19 protein-coding genes are annotated in these 18,048 nt (G+C 62.8%); 8 read left to right on the top strand and 11 right to left on the bottom strand.

Translation table 11 applies throughout. The features are described 5' to 3' along the window. Window positions 1–10: 10 nt before the first annotated feature. The 6 genes from DFR37_RS16360 to DFR37_RS16335 all read left to right on the top strand — a co-directional run bounded on the left by DFR37_RS16360 (window position 11) and on the right by DFR37_RS16335 (window position 5,563). The gene (locus tag DFR37_RS16360; protein WP_113934341.1) at window positions 11–781 is read left to right on the top strand and encodes a DsbA family protein; all 771 of its coding nucleotides are present in this window, start codon (window positions 11–13) and stop codon (window positions 779–781) included. Between the two features lie 130 nt (window positions 782–911). Next, window positions 912–1,343 (top strand): TIGR03757 family integrating conjugative element protein, encoded by a 432-nt coding sequence (locus tag DFR37_RS16355; protein ID WP_113934340.1) that lies wholly within the window; start codon window positions 912–914, stop codon window positions 1,341–1,343. Continuing rightward, complete coding sequence (locus DFR37_RS16350; RefSeq protein WP_113934339.1) at window positions 1,340–2,275, top strand: TIGR03756 family integrating conjugative element protein; 936 nt, start codon at window positions 1,340–1,342, stop codon at window positions 2,273–2,275. Before DFR37_RS16355 ends, DFR37_RS16350 begins: the two co-directional genes overlap by 4 nt. Window positions 2,276–2,303: 28 nt before the next feature. Then, entirely contained in the window at window positions 2,304–3,677 is a 1,374-nt protein-coding gene (locus tag DFR37_RS16345) for an integrating conjugative element protein (protein ID WP_113934338.1), read from the top strand. 5 nt (window positions 3,678–3,682) lie between these two features. Then, window positions 3,683–4,030, top strand: a complete 348-nt coding sequence (locus DFR37_RS16340; protein ID WP_113934411.1) for a hypothetical protein — start codon at window positions 3,683–3,685, stop codon at window positions 4,028–4,030. 15 nt (window positions 4,031–4,045) lie between these two features. After that, window positions 4,046–5,563 carry a conjugal transfer protein TraG N-terminal domain-containing protein gene (locus tag DFR37_RS16335; RefSeq protein WP_113934337.1) on the top strand — a complete coding sequence of 506 codons (1,518 nt, stop codon included), beginning with the start codon at window positions 4,046–4,048 and terminating at the stop codon, window positions 5,561–5,563. A 17-nt stretch (window positions 5,564–5,580) separates the two neighbouring features. Here the strand turns inward: DFR37_RS16335 and DFR37_RS16330 are convergent, their stop codons facing one another. The 4 genes from DFR37_RS16330 to DFR37_RS16315 form a co-directional block, all read right to left on the bottom strand. Then, entirely contained in the window at window positions 5,581–5,937 is a 357-nt protein-coding gene (locus tag DFR37_RS16330; protein WP_113934336.1) for a DUF3742 family protein, read from the bottom strand. Window positions 5,938–5,963: 26 nt separating this feature from the next. Beyond that, the gene (locus DFR37_RS16325; RefSeq protein ID WP_211317262.1) at window positions 5,964–6,398 is read right to left on the bottom strand and encodes a type II toxin-antitoxin system VapC family toxin; all 435 of its coding nucleotides are present in this window, start codon (window positions 6,396–6,398) and stop codon (window positions 5,964–5,966) included. After that, window positions 6,391–6,651, bottom strand: a complete 261-nt coding sequence (locus DFR37_RS16320) for an AbrB/MazE/SpoVT family DNA-binding domain-containing protein (RefSeq protein WP_113934334.1) — start codon at window positions 6,649–6,651, stop codon at window positions 6,391–6,393. The genes DFR37_RS16325 and DFR37_RS16320 overlap by 8 nt, the downstream gene beginning before the upstream one ends. A 108-nt stretch (window positions 6,652–6,759) precedes the next feature. After that, window positions 6,760–7,044, bottom strand: coding sequence for a helix-turn-helix domain-containing protein (locus tag DFR37_RS16315; RefSeq protein ID WP_242341887.1), 285 nt, complete (start codon window positions 7,042–7,044; stop codon window positions 6,760–6,762). Between the two features lie 181 nt (window positions 7,045–7,225). Here DFR37_RS16315 and DFR37_RS16310 point away from each other — a divergent pair, with 181 nt between their 5' ends. Further along, window positions 7,226–7,870 (top strand): LysR substrate-binding domain-containing protein, encoded by a 645-nt coding sequence (locus tag DFR37_RS16310; RefSeq protein WP_170139942.1) that lies wholly within the window; start codon window positions 7,226–7,228, stop codon window positions 7,868–7,870. A gap of 184 nt (window positions 7,871–8,054) precedes the next feature. Further along, complete coding sequence (gene mobH, locus DFR37_RS16305; protein ID WP_113934332.1) at window positions 8,055–9,899, top strand: MobH family relaxase; 1,845 nt, start codon at window positions 8,055–8,057, stop codon at window positions 9,897–9,899. Between the two features lie 30 nt (window positions 9,900–9,929). On the opposite strand, the gene ppa is transcribed toward mobH, so the two are convergent. From ppa to DFR37_RS16270, 7 genes are all read right to left on the bottom strand, one after another. Then, window positions 9,930–10,475 (bottom strand): inorganic diphosphatase, encoded by a 546-nt coding sequence (gene ppa / locus DFR37_RS16300; RefSeq protein WP_113934331.1) that lies wholly within the window; start codon window positions 10,473–10,475, stop codon window positions 9,930–9,932. Between the two features lie 91 nt (window positions 10,476–10,566). Continuing rightward, window positions 10,567–12,684, bottom strand: coding sequence for a proton-conducting transporter transmembrane domain-containing protein (locus tag DFR37_RS16295; RefSeq protein WP_113934330.1), 2,118 nt, complete (start codon window positions 12,682–12,684; stop codon window positions 10,567–10,569). Beyond that, entirely contained in the window at window positions 12,681–13,379 is a 699-nt protein-coding gene (locus DFR37_RS16290; protein WP_113934329.1) for an NADH-quinone oxidoreductase subunit B family protein, read from the bottom strand. The genes DFR37_RS16295 and DFR37_RS16290 overlap by 4 nt, the downstream gene beginning before the upstream one ends. Further along, entirely contained in the window at window positions 13,379–14,956 is a 1,578-nt protein-coding gene (locus DFR37_RS16285; RefSeq protein ID WP_113934328.1) for a hydrogenase large subunit, read from the bottom strand. The genes DFR37_RS16290 and DFR37_RS16285 overlap by 1 nt, the downstream gene beginning before the upstream one ends. Next, complete coding sequence (locus DFR37_RS16280) at window positions 14,953–16,407, bottom strand: proton-conducting transporter transmembrane domain-containing protein (protein WP_113934327.1); 1,455 nt, start codon at window positions 16,405–16,407, stop codon at window positions 14,953–14,955. The genes DFR37_RS16285 and DFR37_RS16280 overlap by 4 nt, the downstream gene beginning before the upstream one ends. Beyond that, window positions 16,407–17,075: a hypothetical protein gene (locus DFR37_RS16275; protein ID WP_113934326.1), complete on the bottom strand. Its 669-nt coding sequence runs from the start codon at window positions 17,073–17,075 to the stop codon at window positions 16,407–16,409. Before DFR37_RS16275 ends, DFR37_RS16280 begins: the two co-directional genes overlap by 1 nt. Next, window positions 17,075–18,037 (bottom strand): respiratory chain complex I subunit 1 family protein, encoded by a 963-nt coding sequence (locus DFR37_RS16270; protein ID WP_113934325.1) that lies wholly within the window; start codon window positions 18,035–18,037, stop codon window positions 17,075–17,077. The genes DFR37_RS16275 and DFR37_RS16270 overlap by 1 nt, the downstream gene beginning before the upstream one ends. Window positions 18,038–18,048: the final 11 nt, after the last annotated feature.

Here is an 18,048-nt window from a genome sequence, read left to right as displayed (position 1 = left end):
GGAGGGTGCAATGACTCCAAGATACCTTGCTCCGATCCGGTTGCAGACCTTGTGCAGGCACTTCTGCAGGCGATCTCGCTGGTTCCCGGCCGTGACTGCGATACTGGTGGCGGCACTGCTCACCTGGTTCCTATCCGGATCGCCTGGCGAGCCTGCGTCACCACCGGCCTCAGAGGACGATGCACAGGTGGTAGCGCCCCCCTGGGTGCTGGGCAATCCGCAGGGACGCTTCGTGCTGACTCTCTATGCAGATTTCGAATGCCCGTTTTGCCGGGCCTATTTTCCAGTGCTCACGCAGTGGGTGGATCAGAACTCCGACGTGGTTCTGCAATGGCACCATTTGCCGCTACGCGCGCATGAGCCAGCAGCATCGACCGAGGCGCGCCTTGCCGAATGTGTCGGCGAGGCGGGCGGGAGCGCTGCCTTCTGGCGTGCGGCCCAGTGGATCTATGTCCACACGCGTGGCGATGGCCTGGGTTTGCCCACCGGCCTGCGCTACCCCGACGCCACGCCTGCCATTGAGCAGTGCCTGGCAAGCGATCGACCCAACGCGCTGATCCGCGCCCAGGCCCAGGCTGCGACGAAGGGTGGAGTGGCCGCCACGCCGTCGCTGCGTATGCAGGATCGCCAGACGCACCACGCAATCTTGCTGCAGGGGCCTGTCGAAGGTGATGCCCTGATATCCGCCATGGATATGCTGGCGGTCGGCGATCCCGTCGCCGCTTCCAGCAGTGCTTCCACCGAGATGCCTGTCGAGCTTGTCGGCGATATGCCCAGGTAGCCTGCAGGCTTTTATGTAGGGCTGTGTGGGAAAAGAGAACAATCGGGAAGTGGCAGTGCCGTGTTGTCTGTCGTGCCGTTTGTCGCAATGGAGTTGACTATCACAGTGAACAACTCGACGGTGGCACGACATGCTCATCTTCTCTCGCTTCAATGCCTGGTGCTGCTGGCTGCTCATTAGTCTGTGCGTGGCTTTGCTGAGTAACTTGGCCTTTGCTGCCGATGTCCTGGCTGTCGTCGATAGCCGGCATCCGCTGCAGGTGCCGGCGGGGGTGCGGATCATTGTGCTGGACGAGCCTGCACGCATCGAAGCGCAGTTGGCCGCCAACCTGCCCGCTGACCCTTCGCGCAGCGCAGCCATTGTGCGAGAGCGCCTGGAGAGAGGCGGTGAGGCGTTACGGCACCGGATTGCAACCAGCTATCGGGGCGTGGTCGATGCCTGGAGCCTGGGGGTTACCACGATCCCGGCGGTGATCGTGGATGGCCGCTATGTGGTGTACGGCGAGCCAGATATCGCCAAGGCGATTGCCCGTATCGAGGCGCACCGGAGCGCGCAGCCATGACGCGTGCGCGCCGCCTGCGTGTCAGCATCGCCGCGCTGCTGCTGGCTGCCACCTCGCCGTCCTTTGCGCTCAATACTGCGGCGATCATCGCTTCGGCGCTGTCTCCCGATTGCTTGGAGTATCGGGTGACGGGTCTTTGCTATTGGCTGTACTGCTCGTGGCACGGTTGCTCGGTGCGCACTTCGGTCAAGGTGCGTCATTACGTCCCGGACGCCGTGGTGTCGAGCTACTCGAACACCGGCGAAAACCCGTGGGTGGAGGTGCGTGCGATGAGCTTGCCCAACCCCACGGCACAGGCCGGCGGCGACGGCACATTCAACCATGACAGCGAAAACAATCTCGCCAAATTCAAAAATAGTGATGTCATCGGGCATCCGGGTGGCGAAGCGTTCCGGCAGTTTGCCGCAGGCTTTGGCTATAGCTGCGCGGGAGCGGGCACGGCTTTCATGCCCTATCTGCTCAGTACGCTCGATACGGTCGCCTGGCGCTACAACCTGCCCGAGATGGCATACCCAGAAGCGTTGATCCCCGGCATGCGCGAGATCGGCACCCGCACTGGACAGAACCTGTGGGGTAGCGTCTACCCGCGCGGAGGCTTCCTGCATCAGGTTGACGACTACGAGAGCGGCGCAGTCGTGGCGCAGCGTGTCGGCGACATTGTGACCCGACGCGGCCAGGTGCATGTCTACCAACCGCTGCTTGCGGGCTCCCATGATGGCTATTGGCCGGCTGGTGCCCTGGTCGAAGGTGACGCTTCTAGCGGCAAATGGCAGGAACTGACCCCCAGGCTGTCGAACTCGTGTGCAGTGTTCCCGCATGGCGATGTGCGCACTCAGGCGCTGCGCGGTGATTACGCCTGGGCGCTTTGGAGGCCATACAGTTGCTGCCGTCGCATGGGGCAGGTGTTCCTGGGCAGTACGGATTTCAACTGAGGTTGCAATGATTAAGTTTTGTGGACGGATGAATCTCTCGACTGGGACGTGTCGCCTGATGCGCACGGCGGCTCTGGCCGGGGTATTCATGGCGGGCGGCTTGGCGTGGGCGCAGACCGGCTATCAGACCGGTGGTTCCGTCATCGGCGATGAGGTGATGTACTCGGTTGGCGGCGGCAGTGCGGTCTCCATGGGCCGGGCGGCCGGCATGCGCTCGATCGGAGTCGGCGCAGGCTGGAACAGCAATTTGATCTGCGGCGACATGAGCATCACGACGACGCTGCGCAATCAACTGAACGGCATCACCAACGGCTTTCAGCAGATCATGAGCAACGTGATCCAGAACGCCACCAGCGCCGTAGCCTCGCTGCCCGCGCTCATCATCCAGCGCGCCGATCCCGGCCTTTACAACCTGCTCACAAACGGTGTGCTGCAAGCACGGCTGGATTTTGACCGCTCCAAGCTGACGTGTCGTGCCATGGCCGAGAAGATGGCCGACATGGCTGGCGGCCAACTCGGATGGAGCCAGATGGCCGAAGGCATGGCACTACGGGACTCGGTTGGGAGCGCGGACGCCGTCTCGGCTGTCGAGCAGGCTGAGACGCGTCGAGGCAATGATGGCGTCCCCTGGGTGGGTGGCGGCAATGCCGGTGGCACGGGCCAGCCCGCGATCCGGGTAGTAGGTGACGTGACTCGTGCGGGCTACAACTTGGTCAATGGTCGAGGCGTGGCCGATACGTCCACCATCTCGCCCGCCAATTGCGCGAGCCTGTCTTGCCAGACTTGGAGCTCGCCGCAGGCAGCCGAGGAGTGGGCCACGCGGGTTCTGGGTGAGAAGGAACAGCGCACATGCGATTCCTGCACCAAGACCGAGACGGTGCCCGGCGTAGGGTTGACGCCACTGATCCAGGAGGAATACGAGGCAAAGCTCGATGTTTTGCAAGAGCTGGTCTCCGGCTCACGCAAAACGACGTTCCAGAACTTGCGCGAGGCGGGCAGTTCTTCCTTGCCGATTACGCGTGGGGTTGTCGAAGCCCTGCGCGACGAACCCGACCAAGATCTGCTGTCGCGGCGCCTAGCCTCCGAAGTTGCGTTGTCCTCCGTCCTGGAGAAAGCGTTGCTGCTTCAGCGAACCCTGCTGACTGGCAAGAAGGAGCCCAACGTGGCGGCCAACGAACTTGCAGTCGATGCCGTGAACCGGGAGAGCGACACGCTTGATCGCGAGATCCGCAACCTCAAGACCGAACTGGAATTGCGGCGCGAGCTGGCGAACAACTCGCCCATGGCCATCATCCAACGTCACGGCACGCGCGCCGCCGGTTCTCGTGGAGTCTACGAAGGTGATCCGGTGCCCGACCGCCTTGACCAGTTGCAGAAGGGCAATTCCGGAGGCAACCCGTGAACCCGGTGAGCGTCAGTTGGCGGCGCCCACGGTGGTTGTTCGGCCGGCGGGTGGCGAGGGTGCTGCTTTGGACGGTGGTGCTCGCCGCTGCCGCCGCAGTCGCGAACATGGTCGGCATCCATCTCGTTGGCGGCGTGGCCGGCTGGAAGCGGTGGCTCGCAGCTACTTCGGGCTACTTCCTGGTGTGGCGACTGTGCCTGTACACCGCTACGGCCTATGGCTGGGCCTGGATGCGTCGTCGGCTGCTGGCGTGCGAGGCCGACGCGCAGGCACGGCGTCGTCTGGTGCGCAGCGAGATCGCCGGTATTGTCGCCATCGTAGCGCTGGAAGCCAGCCTGTTGATGCAGGATTGACGGGAAATTCGGGCCATGACGCTTTTCACGACCGACTACCTGGAGTATTACCTGACGCTGGTGTCCTGGGTCGTCAACAATGGCATTTGGGCGGTGCTGGTATCCAGCGGGGTATTCGCGCTACCCTTCCTGGCGATCATTCTTCAGGAGTGGCTCAGGGCCCGTACCGAAGGGGCCGATGAGGGCAACAAGGGGGCGCTCTCGGCTGCGCGCATCGAGAACCGGGTGTTCGTTGCTATTGTGGTCGTGATGTTCGCCGGCATACCGTTCATCGACGTAGATCTGAACACCATTCAGTATGATGGTTCGCGCTCCGCCCAGTGTCAGGTCAGCGTACCTCAACCTGCCGAGACGGGCTGGTCGCAGTCTTTCAGCACGCTCAATAACCAGTCGGCGAAACTGCCCGTCTGGTGGGCCTTCATGCATGCACTCTCGCGAGCCGTCACGGGTGCCTCGGTTGCAGCGATCCCCTGCGGTACTGATCTGCGGCAAATGAGGATGGAGATCGACGCGACACGCATCGATAATCCCGTGCTTGCCCAGGAGGTGGCAGACTTCACGCACGACTGCTACGGGCCGGCTCGTGCCAAGCTGTTCATGCAGCGCCCGCAGCTTGATGAGGCGCAGATGCACGATGTGAGCTGGATCGGTTCGCACTTTTTCACCGACACGGCCGGCTACTACGATAGCCATCGATCCAGCACGCCGCGTGAGGATTGGCCTTACGACAGTGACCGGGATGCGGGGCTCGCACAGAGCCCCGGTGGCGGTGGCTATCCGACTTGCAGGCAGTGGTGGGCCGATGGTGGCGACGGACTGCGGGCACGGCTGCTCGGCCAGGTGAACCCGAACCTACTCACGCGGCTGGCGGGTTGGGCTGGATTCTTGAGCCGGGCCGAGGTGGACGATTCCGTGATCCGGACGATCGCCTCGCCGCAGCAGCAGAAGCTCAACCGGGGTTCTATCTACACCGACTATGGTGGCCAGGTCGATAAAAGCGTACCGAACGTCGTGACGCGCGCCGCAGGCGACGTGGGAATGGCGGTCGGGGGACTGGCGGCGTTTCCGGCCATGGACGTGGTGAGGCAGGCATTGCCCATGGTGTTAGCGCTGCTCAAGATGGCGCTTGTCATCTGCATTCCGCTCGTGCTGGTCGTGGGCACTTACGATTTGAAGACAGTCATCACTGTCAGCATCGTGCAGTTTGCGCTCTTTTTCGTGGACTTCTGGTTTCAGCTCGCCCGTTGGATCGACAGTACGATCCTTGATGCGCTCTATGGCTGGGGGTTCGGCTGGAACCGCCCGGTTTCGAATTTCAATCCCCTGATGGGGCTGAACAACAGTTTTGGGGATATGTTATTGAACTTTGTTATAGGAACAATGTTCGTCGTATTGCCTGGGTTTTGGATCGCAGCACTTGGGTGGGTCGGCGTGCGAGCCGGAAATTTCGTGCAGATGATGACGTCCTCTACGGATGGAGCAAAGTCAGCAGGCGGCAAAGGCCCTGGAACGGTATCAAAGTCTCTTAGATAAGCATTTCGTGGGTGCCCCTAGTCTTCTTCGTAGGGGTCTCCGACGTCGATACGTATATCGCCTCGATACAAGCCAAATCCGGCAGGTCCAGTACGCCATTCCGTTTCGGGCTCATCCCACTCTGCATTTCGCGCAACCCAGGCTCCTGCGACAAGAAACACAACCAGCATAGCAAGCCAAAAAGCTGCATAGAGCAGCAATCCCAGCGCGGTTAGCTTGACCAACCACAGCAGCGCGACAGCTCCCGTTATTGGCACTCCTTGAGATGCCAGCCGCTTTGACACCTGCAACTCGCCGCGCGCGTAGGCGCGCCAGCCGAGGCCGAGGAGTCGGCCGAAGCGTTCTGCAGTGCTGATACGGGTTGTTGTGTCCATGGTCGTCACCTGCTGTCTTCTTGCCTCTAACTTGGGCCGATGCAATGCAAGCGCGGGAAATAGTTTCGGTAAGGCCGCACGTCGCGGCTGAGCACGCTCAGATTAGCTGCCGCGGCATGGGCGCCGATGTAGAAATCGGGCAGCGGAACAAGGCGTGTGCCGCCACCTCGACGGTAGTTCAAATACGCTTTTGCCGCCAGCCCTGCACAGGACCATGGCAGGGGGCTGCGCAGCGTGCCGTAGACGTCGAGCATCACATCCAGCGCTTCGATATCCGGGCCTGGGATCAGCAACTCGGTGTAGATCACCAGATTGATGTGCAGGGGCGCCTGTTCGCTGCATTGCTGGATCTGGTCCACGGACCACTCGTGCCAGTGGCTTTCTGGATCCATGCAGTCTATCCATATGTTGGTGTCGACCAGAAACCCCGCCGAGCCGTCGTACTTGGACAGATCAAGCATGTTCGTCATCCGGACGCAAAAACGCCATGATGGCCTCGCTGTCCATTTGCCTGAATGGCTGATCCAGGCTTGTGCGCACTTTGGCCGCCGCCGCACGGAGTGCCGCTCGACGGTCGTTCGTTCCCGTGCCAGCCTTCTGGATGATGATTTTTCCACCGTCCAGCACGAAGGACACCTGGCTGCCGGGCAGGATACCAACAGCGTCACGCAGGCGCTTAGGGATCGTGATTTGGCCTTTCTCAGTGACTTGCATGGTTGCGTTCCTGTAAGGTAAGAATTCTTACTTGGAATTCTATCTTAACGGGCAACCGACGTAAATGCTCCAAGTGTGTGCGGCTTTAGCCGGTGGGTTTCTGGAGGTTCAACGCTTATTGTGAGAGCGGGTTTCCTGCAGGGAAAGGGAGATGTGGAGGTTCGAAATCAGGTCGATGCCATCTTTCGGAGGTGCACCAAGTGCGGAGCAATACCAGAGGTATTCGACAACATCTAGTCGGCGTTCCCCTTGCTCCACCTTCTGGACGAAGGAGTGCGGCTTGCCCAAGCGATCGGCCAAGGTGCGCATGGTCAACCCCTGGCGCTCACGCTGTTCGCGCAACCAGGTGGTTAACGTCCGCATTTCAGGAGAATAAATGGTTCGATTCACCATGTACCTTTTATCGGTACACGGTGCCTGTACCCAAAACAGGTACAATGAGAGGCATCTCTGCTGGCTCATGCAGACGAAGGCAAACAGATAGATCGATGGAATGTTGGTCAGGGACTCCCCTAACCTGCTTAGCAAGTTCCGGGTGAATTCGGGTTTTCAGAGAGTCCCTCCGCCCGCGATTATGATTCCTGAACCGTTACAAATCGCTGTCTCCTCAGGTGCGTTGATGCCGCCACTGGCGGCTCTATTGGCTTGGCAGCGGGCCGAGGAGCCCGAAACGCCTGTACGACTGGTGGAGACCACGGTCGAAAATCAGCTGCGGGGTGTTGAAGATGGCCGCTACTGTGCCGGGCTGTCCCTGGACGGCCGAAAGCGGATCAGTTCTCTGGAAATAGCTGTACTGTGGGAGGATGTGCTGGCGGCAGCTGTGTCAGTACGATCCCCCTTGCTGGCCTTTTCCAAAATTCCTATCGCCCAGGCTGCTCAATACCCATTGGTGCTAATGGATATGGAAGACCATGCGGTAGTCAGTCAGCAGGTCGAACGTCTGTTGGTGTGTCCGCAGATCAAGCCACCTTCCCAAGAGTGGGTGCGCTCCTTTGACATGATGGCTTTGCTGGTTGCGGCCGGTTACGGTATTGGTTTCGGCGCTATGTCTCGCATCGTCGCTTTGCAGCCTATGGGCATCGTCATGCGCCCCTTGGCGGGTGAGCCCATTCCCGTACATACTCATCTTGTTTTGCGCCAGACGGAGCCTTCGCCTGCAGTGAGGCGGCTCATCAAGCGCGCTCGCGCGATTGGCGAAACGGAGTGGCTGAGGAGGTGAGCTTGCCGGATGCACCCCGTACCGTATTGATGGTGGCGCGTCTCTCTCTATCCGTCCTATACCAGAAGCCGTCGTAAAGGCTAAAGGGTCAGAGAGGCAAAGGCAAGGGAATGGGTGCAAGGGGAAAGGCCCTATCTCGAAAGGGCCAAAAGGCCTCAGGTTAGCCGGTTATCAGGACACCTACATGCTCCGTCTATTTCAGCGAAAACGGGCTCTGGCCAGGGCCGTTCTGTCGCCAGTGCCAGCCACCGTTTTTACAAAAGGGTTGCTACAGCCCGAGTCGGCCACATCATTGTTGGCTACGTCTCGCCGTCAGAAGTTGCTGGAATACATCTGGCAGCGCACTTCTCTTTCGCGCAGGCAGTTCGTCACCCTGTACCGCGTGCCATTGGAGCGCTACGCCGAACTAGTCCAGCGGTTCCCGGCCTCGGAGAGCCACCACCACGCCTACCCGGGCGGCATGCTGGATCACGGGCTGGAGATCGTGGCCTATGCGCTCAAGCTGCGTCAATCCCATTTGCTGCCCGCTGGCGCGAGCCCCGAGGACCAGGCGGTTCAGTCCGAAGCGTGGACCGCTGCTGTTGCCTACGCCGCACTGCTGCACGACATTGGGAAAATCGCTGTCGATTTGCATGTGGAGCTTGCCAATGGCAGCACCTGGCATCCATGGCACGGCCCGCTGCGAGAGCCCTACCGATTCCGCTACTGCGATGGCCGCGAGTATCGCCTGCACAGCGCCGCGACAGGCCTACTCTACCGTCAGGTGATCGACCGGGAAGTCCTTGACTGGCTCAGCGGTCACTCCGAGTTATGGGGGGCGCTGCTCTATGTCTTGGCTGGGCAGTATGAGCATGCCGGGGCGTTGGGTGAGCTGGTCATCCTGGCCGACCGCGCTTCCGTCGCCCAAGAGCTTGGCGGCGATCCGACGCGCGCCATGACTGCGCCTAAGCACGCGCTGCAACGCAAGCTGGTGGACGGGTTGCGCTACCTGCTCAAGGAAGAACTGAAGCTGAATCAGCCTGAAGCGTCTGATGGCTGGCTCACCGAGGATTCGCTATGGTTGGTAAGCAAGACGGTATCGGACAAGCTGCGAGCGCACTTATTGTCTCAGGGTATCGACGGCATACCCGCGAACAACACCGCAGTGTTCAATGTGCTGCAGGATCACCGCCTGTTGCAGGCCACGCCGGACGGAAGGGCAATTTGGCGCGCAACCGTGACTAGTTCAACCGGTTGGACCCATACCTTTACTTTGTTGCGGTTGTCTCCATCTCTGATTTGGGAACCCGCTGAGCGCCCGTTGCCATTTGCCGGTACCGTCGAGGAGGAAATGAGTGCGAGCCAAGCTAACAATCCTGGTTCAGATGCAGGCTCTGTTCCGGGGTCTACGACATGTGCCAGCAGCAGCCCCATTCCAGTGTCTATTGCAACATCCACAGAATCTTCTAAAGCACTTAGCACTGTGCATGACACTGCCTCTATTACGCAGTTGGAGGCTGGGGACGTAGTAGGGGACCTTATGGCGTTGATGGGAGAGTCTCCAGGTCTGGCCTCATCGCCAATGGAAGCGTCTGCGATAAAACCGTCGGTTCCAGCTAACCTGGCAGTGGCTGCTTCGACTGCTTTGGAGAGATGCGACCCACCTCAGGTTCCACCGGGTGAATGCTTTGTGTCCTGGCTGGGAGAGGGAATCAACTCTCACAGGTTGATTATTAACGATGCTAAAGCGCTAGTGCATATAGTTGACAACACAGTATTTATGGTTAGTCCGGGTATTTTCCAGAGATATGTCCAAGAATACCCAGAGATCGCTCTGGTAGCCAAGCAGGAGGATCAGCAGGGGTGGCAGTGGGTGCAGAAGCGTTTTGAGAAGATGCAGCTGCATCGCAAACAGCCTAACGGATTGAATGTCTGGGCCTGCCTGGTTACAGGCCCGAGAAAATCTCGACGGTTATACGGCTATTTGCTTAAAGATACCAAATTGCTTCATGACACACCGCCTAATAATCCCCATCTTTCATTGTGCTAGTGTGGGCATGGAGGCTCATGCTCTGGGTTTTCAATTCCCGTGGGTTCCCGTTCGTGCATGTGCGTCGGCCGATTTAAGGATTTCTGCCCTGGCCTGCTCCAGGCTCCCCCAACCTTCCACCTTGACCCATTTGCCGGGTTCCAGGGTTTTGTAGTTGGCAAAGAAGTGGCTGATTTCATCCAGCAGGGCCGGAGGCAGATCATCGCAGGATCGCACACCCCGGTACAGCTGGCTGATCGTGTCGTCGGGTACGGCGATGATCTTGGCGTCTGGGCCGTGCTCGTCCGTCATGAGCATGACACCTATCGTACGACTGGGGATGGTGACGCCGGGGGCCACGGGGTACGGGCTGATGACCAGTGCGTCCAGCGGGTCGCCATCTTCGCTCAGCGTGTTCGGGATGAAGCCGTAGTTGGCGGGATAGGCCATGGACGTGCTCAGGAATCGGTCCACGAAAATCTCGCCACTTGCTTTGTTCAGCTCGTATTTGATCGGCAGGCCGTGGGCAGGTATCTCGGTGTAGACGTTGATATGGTCGGGGATGTCGCTGCCTGCGGGAATGTCTTTGTAGCTCATGAACGGAGTTCCTTGCGTTGGAAAGTTGAAGATCCGGAAAGACCGGGATTCGGGGAGACGGGCCAGTATTGCAGGGAATGGTGTTCCATGGTCAATCCAGGCCCGCGGCTGCGGCCAGCAGGGTGGCTGCCAGGACAGCCAGGATATAGCCTGCGTACAGCGTCACTGGCCCGTGGTGCATGCGGGCGAGCTGCGCTGCAATCCAGGTGCCTGCCTTCACCAGTGGGCGCAGTGTCAGGCGGTCCACGATGTGGATCAGTTCGCCTTCCCGGTGGCGCGCCGTGATGAAGGCGCCCTGGCGCTCCACGCGCTCGGCCACGACGGGGCGCAGGATCTTGTCGAAGATCACGCGCACGGGTGCGGCAAAGGCAGTGGCGGTGTACGTCATCTCGCGTTGCAGCCGCACCAGGCCCGCGTCCCACAAGGTGCGCCGCATGACGCGGTGGTGATCGTGCAGCTTGCGTGCCAGCAGCCACGTCAGGAACAGCAGCAGGGCGAGCACGATGAACATGAATGTCGTCGACATGGCGTACACCACCGGGGTGTCGGCGCCGCCCGAATGCAGGATAACGAGGCCGCGCAGGGGTATCAGTCCACGTCCGATCTGCACACCAAGCTGGGTGAGATCATCCACCAGGCCTGCCGCCAAGTCCGGTGTGCCGTGCAGGAAAGCCGGCACCAGATCGCCGGTCGCGTCGGCTCCGGTCAACGATCCCACCAACCGACCCAGCAGCGGGATCACCCCCGTTGCCAGTATGCCCAGCGCGAGGCACGCGGCCAGCAGGATGCCCATTGGGATCGTGGCGCTCCTGGGCATGCGCCGTACATGCGCGGCTGCGTTCGAACGAGGCAGCCCGAGCAGGGCCGATGCCGGCAGCATGACGAAGCAGGTCACGGCCAGGCCCGCTGTCAGCGCCAGCAGCGCGCCGGAGAGCGCGAAGACAATGCGCGCGGGAATCGAGCTCAGCTCGACCACGCGCAGCAGCGATTGCAGAACCAGCCATTCGCTCACGAAGCCGTTAAGGGGCGGCAGCGACGCGATCGCGAATGCGCCGAAGAGGAACAGCGTTCCGAAGAGGGGCACGCGTCGCATCAGGCCGCCCATCCGGTTGAGGTCGTCCGTGTTCGTGGCTTCGCCAATGGCAGCCGCCCCCAGGAACAGCAGCGTCTTGTAGCTGGAATGATTGAGCATGTGGTAGAGGCCCGCGACCAGCGACAGGCTGCCCAGCACGGGGTGCCCCAGCGCGCAGAAGGCAAAGCCCGCGCCCGAGGCGGCGACGACGATGCCCAGGTTTTCGATCGAGCTTTGCGTCAGCAGCCGTGTCAGGCTGTGGGTGGCCAGGGCGTAGATGATGCCCAGGATCGCCGTGAGCGCTCCCGTGGCGAGCATCACCAGCGCGATGGCGGGATGGTGCATGGCGAGCGGCCCGTCGATCACCCATAGCGTCAGTACGCCCAGGTTCAGCGTGGCGCCTGAGAAGATGGGCAGCACCCCGCGCGGGGCTGCTGCGTAGCCGTCTCCCATCCAGATGTTGACGGGCAGGATGCCGGTCTTCACGCCGAAGCCGAAGAACGTGAGCAGAAACCCGGCCCAGGCGATGCCGGGCGGCATGTGCGCGGCGGCTTCGGCGATGCCGGCAAGCGACCAGGTCCCGGCGGCGTTCCCGAGCAGCAGCAGGCCGGCGAGCGCCGCCAGCGCTCCGGCTTCGGACAGCACCAGGGTGAGGAATCCGGCCCGTACGGCATGCGCGGAGTCGCCCCCCAGGAACACCAGGGCCACCAGCGACAGCGACATGATCTCCCAGGCGAAGATGAGGCTGGTGATGCCTGCGGCGACGAGCACCGTGATCATGCCCGCGAACAGCAGGGTGGTGAAGGCGAGGATGAGACGCGCACGGGCGGATGCGAAGCGCTGTGAATCACGCGCCACCAGCGTCACCGACAGGGCGTATACGCTTGCCGCGATGAGGAGAAAGAAGGCGCGCAGCGGATCGAGCGTGAAGCCAAAGCCTGGCAGGATGGCCAAGTGAGCGGCGCTGCTCGATGCGACGGCTCCAGTGGCCAGGATCGGCACGGCGGCGGTGGCCACCAGCGCACAGGTCACCCAATGGCCGATGAGAAAGCCTGCCCGCTGCGAGCGGCGGCCGGGGGCCGCCAGTGCGAGCAGCGTGAGAATCAGCACGGGATACGCCCAGACGAGCACGTTCATGGCTTGTCTCCAGAGGGCCTGCGAGCCGGTGCCGGGGATGCCGGCGACGTTGCCCCAGCCGACACCGTTGCGGATGCGCCGTCTTGCACCCCGTTGATTTCAGGGGCGGCGGCTTCGTATTGCCCGGCGGCGGCCCGCAAGCCCTGGATGATGGCGGCAGGCGGCGGCGGGCAGCCTGGTACGATGAAATCCACGGGGATGACTTCCGCCACGCCGCCCGCGCTGGTGAAGCTCTTGCCGAAGACCCCGCCATCGATCGCTTCGTCGCCGATCGCCACGACCCGCTTGGGATCGGGCATGGCCTCGTAGGCCTTCAGCAGCGGCCCGCGCATGGCTTCGGTGACCGGGCCGCCCACTAGCAGCACGTCGGCAGCGCGTGGGCTGGCAGTGACGAAGATGCCGAAGCGGTGCAGGTTGTAGGGCGGCGCGTCGAGCAGCCGTACTTCGCCGATGAGTGCGCCGTCAGCGCCGGCGTCCACGAAGCGAAAGTGCACCGAATGGCGGAACCGGGCCGGCAGCGGGCCGCGCGAGCCTTCCGTGCGCAGCACCCAGGATGCGTCGTTCTCGCCCCATGCCGGCGCGGCGGCCAGGCCGTGCAGCCGCACCGGTACCGCCCCTGGCGGCAGATCGGCGTTGCGCGGCCAGTGCAGGGTGCGGATGCCGCGTGCGAGGCTGGTCAGTGTCCAGTTGGCCATCAGCGGTCACTCTCCGCGACCGACAAGCCGAAGCTCGCCATGATGATGTGGAAATCCTGGAAGGCGGCGCCTTCCAGGGCCCGGTGAAAGGCGTGCCAGTTGCGGAACCCCGGCGGCGCGATACGCCAGCGGCGGACTCGCCCGTTCTCGTCCAGGCGCAGCCAATGGAAGGTGCCGCCCGCGGGGGCCTCGGTCCAGCCCAGCGCCGCGCCTGCGGTGGGCGGGCAGCTGGTGGCAACCGGGCCGTCGGGCAGCTGCGTGAGCAGGGTTTGGATGAGCGCCATGCTCGCGCGGATTTCGGCAAAATACACGCGCAGCCGGGCGTAGCCGTCACCCTCCGTCTCGCGCGGGATCTCGGGGGCGCGCGTCTTGTAAATCCCATAGGGAAGCGCGCGGCGCAGATCCACCGTGCGCCCCGAGGCGCGTGCCACCGGGCCGACCACGCCGTACAGGTCGGCGACCTCCGGGCGCAGCGTGCCCATCTCCTCGATGCGGTCCAGGTAGCTGGACGTGTGCACGAAAAGCCGCTCCAGCCGGGCGAATTCGTCGGCTGCATCCGCGATCCCCGTGCCCAGCGCGGCAAGCGCGCCGGCATCGGGGGACTGCGCCAGTCCGCCCGGGATGCAGACCCCGAACAGATAGCGGTGTCCGCACAGCTGCCCGGACAGGCGCAAGACCTGTTCTTCGAGTTCCTGCGACATGGATTTGCCGACCGCAAGCGAGGTGGAGCCGGCAAGTTCCGCGATCGTGGCGGCATGGTAGCGGATGCGCTCCAGCTCGGCGAATACCGCGCGCAGGACGTGGGCGCGCGGCGGTACCTGGCAATGGGCAAGGGTTTCCAGCGCGCGGCAGAAGGCGTATGCGTGGGCGAACGCGGCGCTGCCGCTGAAGCGTTCGGCCAGCAGCAGCGCCTGATCCGGCACCAGGCCCTCGGCGATCTTCTCCACAGCGCGGTATTTGTAGAACAAGCGGGTCAGGCCACCCAGGATCTGCTCGCCCGGAGTCTCCAGCAGCCACAAGCCGGCTTCGTTGTAGTCCGCCCAGATCGGCCCCACCGGGAAGGTGATGGCCCCTTCCTGCTGCAGGATGCGCCGGGGCTGCCAGGCCGCGCCGGCGCCCGATCCCGCCACGCGCAGGCGCGCATCGAAGTAGCGGCGCATGGGGGCCAGGCGCTCGGGCCAGAGGGCGTCGTGCAGGACGTAGTCGCCCAGGAAGGGGTGGCCTTCGAACGAAATGCCGAACAGATCCTCGGTCTCCCGTTCGTGCCATGCAGCCGCATGCACCTGCGAGCCGATGGCGGGCACCAGGGTATCGGCTCCTGCAGCCAGCCGGATCGCGATCAGGATGCTGTCCTGCGGCTGGTAGAAGAAATAGAGCAGCATGTACGAGTCGTCGGCGTCACGAGCCTCCGTGACCAGCGTGGCGAATTCGCATCCGAAGTTTGCAACCAGGGCGGCCGCGATCTTCCGCAATGCCGCCAGCGGCGGGCGCAGTTCTATCCAGGGCCCGGCATCCCAGATGCCCGCCTTGGGCAGCTGCGTGCGCAGCCTGGCCAGCAGTTCCGTGCGCGTACTCATGCCGTACCTCCCAGCAGCGTTGCAGCCTGCCGCAAGAGAGACAGCAGCGGCGGCGGCACATAGAAACCGAATACGAACATCGGGACGAAGGCGATGCCGACGGCCGCCAGGCTGGTTGCAGGCAGCTTGGCGTGCGCTTCGGCCTCGGTTGGAGCCGGCTCGCCGAAGACGATGCGGCCGATCTGGTACAGGATTGCCACGAAGGCCAGCACCAGCAGCGCCGTGAGCAGGCCGGTCGCCACATACTCGCCCGCGGCGAAGCCGGTGGCCACGATCTGGAATTCGGATATGAACAGCGCAAAGGGAGGTGCACCGGCGATGGCGAGGCCCCCCAGCAGCAGCGCCCAGCCGACGACCGGAGAGCGGTGCAGCAGTCCGCGCACGGCGGCGATTTCCTGGGTGCCGTAGACGATGGTGGCGAGCCCTGCCACATAGAAGCAGAACGACTTGGTGAAGGCGTGGGCGAAGAACTGGTACACGGTGCCCAGCTCGTGCGCGTTGGCGCCCAGCCCGCAGGCGGTGAGGATCACGCCCATGTGTTCGATGGTCGAGTAGGCGAACAGGCGCTTGAAGTCGTGCACCTGCAGGAGCAGAAAGGCGGCGGCTGCGACACTCAACAGGCCGGCGACCAGGTACCAGGCCTGCGGATGCAGAACACCGGGGTTGCGCAGCAGTGCGGGGTGGATGCGCAGCAGCATGTAGAGGGCGCCGCTCACCTCCACGCCCGAGAGCAGGCCGCAGATTGAGGCGGGCGCCTGGCTGTGCGCATCGGGCAGCCAGGTGTGCATGGGCACCAGCCCGGCCTTGGTGCCGAAGCCCACCAGCCAGAGCACGAAGCTCACCGACAGCAGGGCGGGCTTCAGGTACGGTGCCGCCGCGATGAGTCCGGGCCAGGTCACGGGCTGGCCGGCATCGTGCACGGCGTAGTACAGCACCAGCACGCCAAAGAGCGCGATCATGGCCCCCATGCTGGTGAGCGCGACGTACTTCCACGCCGCTTCGAGCGCTGTCGTGCGGTCTTCGTACGCGACCAGGAAGGCCGAAAATACCGTGGTAAGTTCGATGGCGATCCAGACGACCGCGAGGTTGGCCAGCAGCGGCACGGCCAGCATGGACATCATGAACAGGTTGTAGAGCGGCCAGTACGCCCGATAGCGGGGCGACGCTCCTTCCTGCTCTGAGTAATGCGCGGGGAGGTAGCCGATCGAATACAGGGCGGCCGTCACCCCGACGAAGGCCACCAGCACGAGATACACCGCCGAGAAGGCGTCGAGCGTGAGGCCGCCGTAGAAGGATTGCAGCACTGTGCCTTGTTCCACTTGTGCAGCAGCGGCCCACGAAAGAATGAATACGATGAGGGACGTCGCCAGCGTGATCGAGGGCGCCGCCCGGCGGCTGGACAGAGTGACCGCCGCGGCAATGGCCGGAACGAGCAGGATCCAGGTCAGCATCACCGCCGCTCCTTGAGCTCGGCCAGCAGCCCCACGCGGGTCATGCCCGTCACATGGTGGATGCTGCGGATCAGCAGGCCGATCACGAGCGCGGCGATCGGGACGTCCACGGCGGCGGCGACTTCGGCGATGATGGAAAGCTCGTTGACGATGGCGATCGAGGCAAAGAACGCGCCGCTTTCCATGACGAGGATGCCCATGAGCTGCGCCACCGCCTCGCGGCGCACGGCCACCGTGAAGGCGCCAAAGAACACGGCGATGAGCCCGGTGGGCAGATTCATGGCGGCAAAGGGGCGATCCGTGATCGCTTGCACCAGCGGCTGCGCCACGATCCAGGCGATGAGGGCGAGCACCGCGGCAATGAGCACCGAGGTGGGAATGGTGAGAACCTGGTCCACCTCGCGGCGTTCATAGATTTCGCTGCCGGCGGAATAGCGCAGCACCAGGGGCACGGCAATCACTTTGGTCGTGAAGGTAATGGCGGCGACCCAGAACAGGTGCACGCTGCCCAGGGCGAATCCAAGGACGATGGCGGATGCGGTCAACGCCACGGCGTGCAGCATGAACAGGTACAGGGTGCTCAGCATCTGGCGCTGGACGATGACGCCCAGGCTGAAGAGCACGAACAGCGCCGCGATGAAGCCGTTCAGGGCAATTGCGGTATCCATCAGCCTACCCCCACCAGGCGCACGCCCATGGCAAAGATGCAGATGACGAAGGCCGAGGCCAGGAATTCGCTGATGCGAAACAGCCGCAGCTTGGCAAGCGTGGTCTCGATCACGGCGAGCACGATGAGGAATATGAGCATCTTGCCCAGCACCTTGGGGATCGCCATGAGCACGTCGCCCCAGTGCGGCGTGGCCGCCAGCCCCCAGGGCGTGAGGATGACGTTCAGGAACACGATCAGCACCGCCATGAATTTCATCGCGCTGCCCCATTTCATGAGTGCCGCGCCCGTGCCCGAATATTCCAGGTTGTTGGAGTGCCCGATCATGGCGGTTTCGGCCTTGCCGCCGGGGTTGTCGACCGGCAGCCGCTTTTCGTCGGCCAGCACCAGCAGCAGGAAGGCGACGAATACCAGCAGGTGCGCGGGCTGCAGCATGCTGGCCCAGGACAGCGCCCAGCTGGCGTTCACGGTGTAAGGGATGGTGGAATTGGCCACGAAGGACAGCGCGAAGAACGCCACCATGTAGACGGGTTCGGCGAGGAACCCGACCATGCGCGTGCGGCTTGCGCCAATGGGCCCGTAGACGTTGCCCGTGTCCATGGCGGCCAGCGCTACGAAAAAGCCGCTGGCCGAAAACAGGAATCCGACGGCGATCATGTCGCCCGCGAAGGCGAGAAACAGGGGATAGTCGGTGAGTGCCGGAATCAGCATCACCACGAAGATCGGCATTGCAAAATGGACGATCGGGGCAAAGCGGAATATCCAGGTGCTTTCCCTGGAGACGATCTCGTCTTTGCCAAAGAGTTTCCAGAGATCGTAATACGGCTGGAAGATGCTGGGCCCATGCTTGCCCTGGATGATTTCTTCCAGGCGCGCCAAGACGCCTTCAAGCAATGGCGCGAAGGCCAGCAAAAAGGCAATCTGGATCAGATTGATAGCAATGAACCGGGCGAGCGGCTGCATATGGCTTCCTG

Origin of the sequence: Eoetvoesiella caeni (assembly GCF_003315175.1) — a bacterium.
Lineage (GTDB): Bacteria > Pseudomonadota > Gammaproteobacteria > Burkholderiales > Burkholderiaceae_B > Eoetvoesia > Eoetvoesia caeni.
Note: the sequence above shows the minus strand (reverse complement) of the source record. Positions and strands in the feature narration are given on the sequence as shown.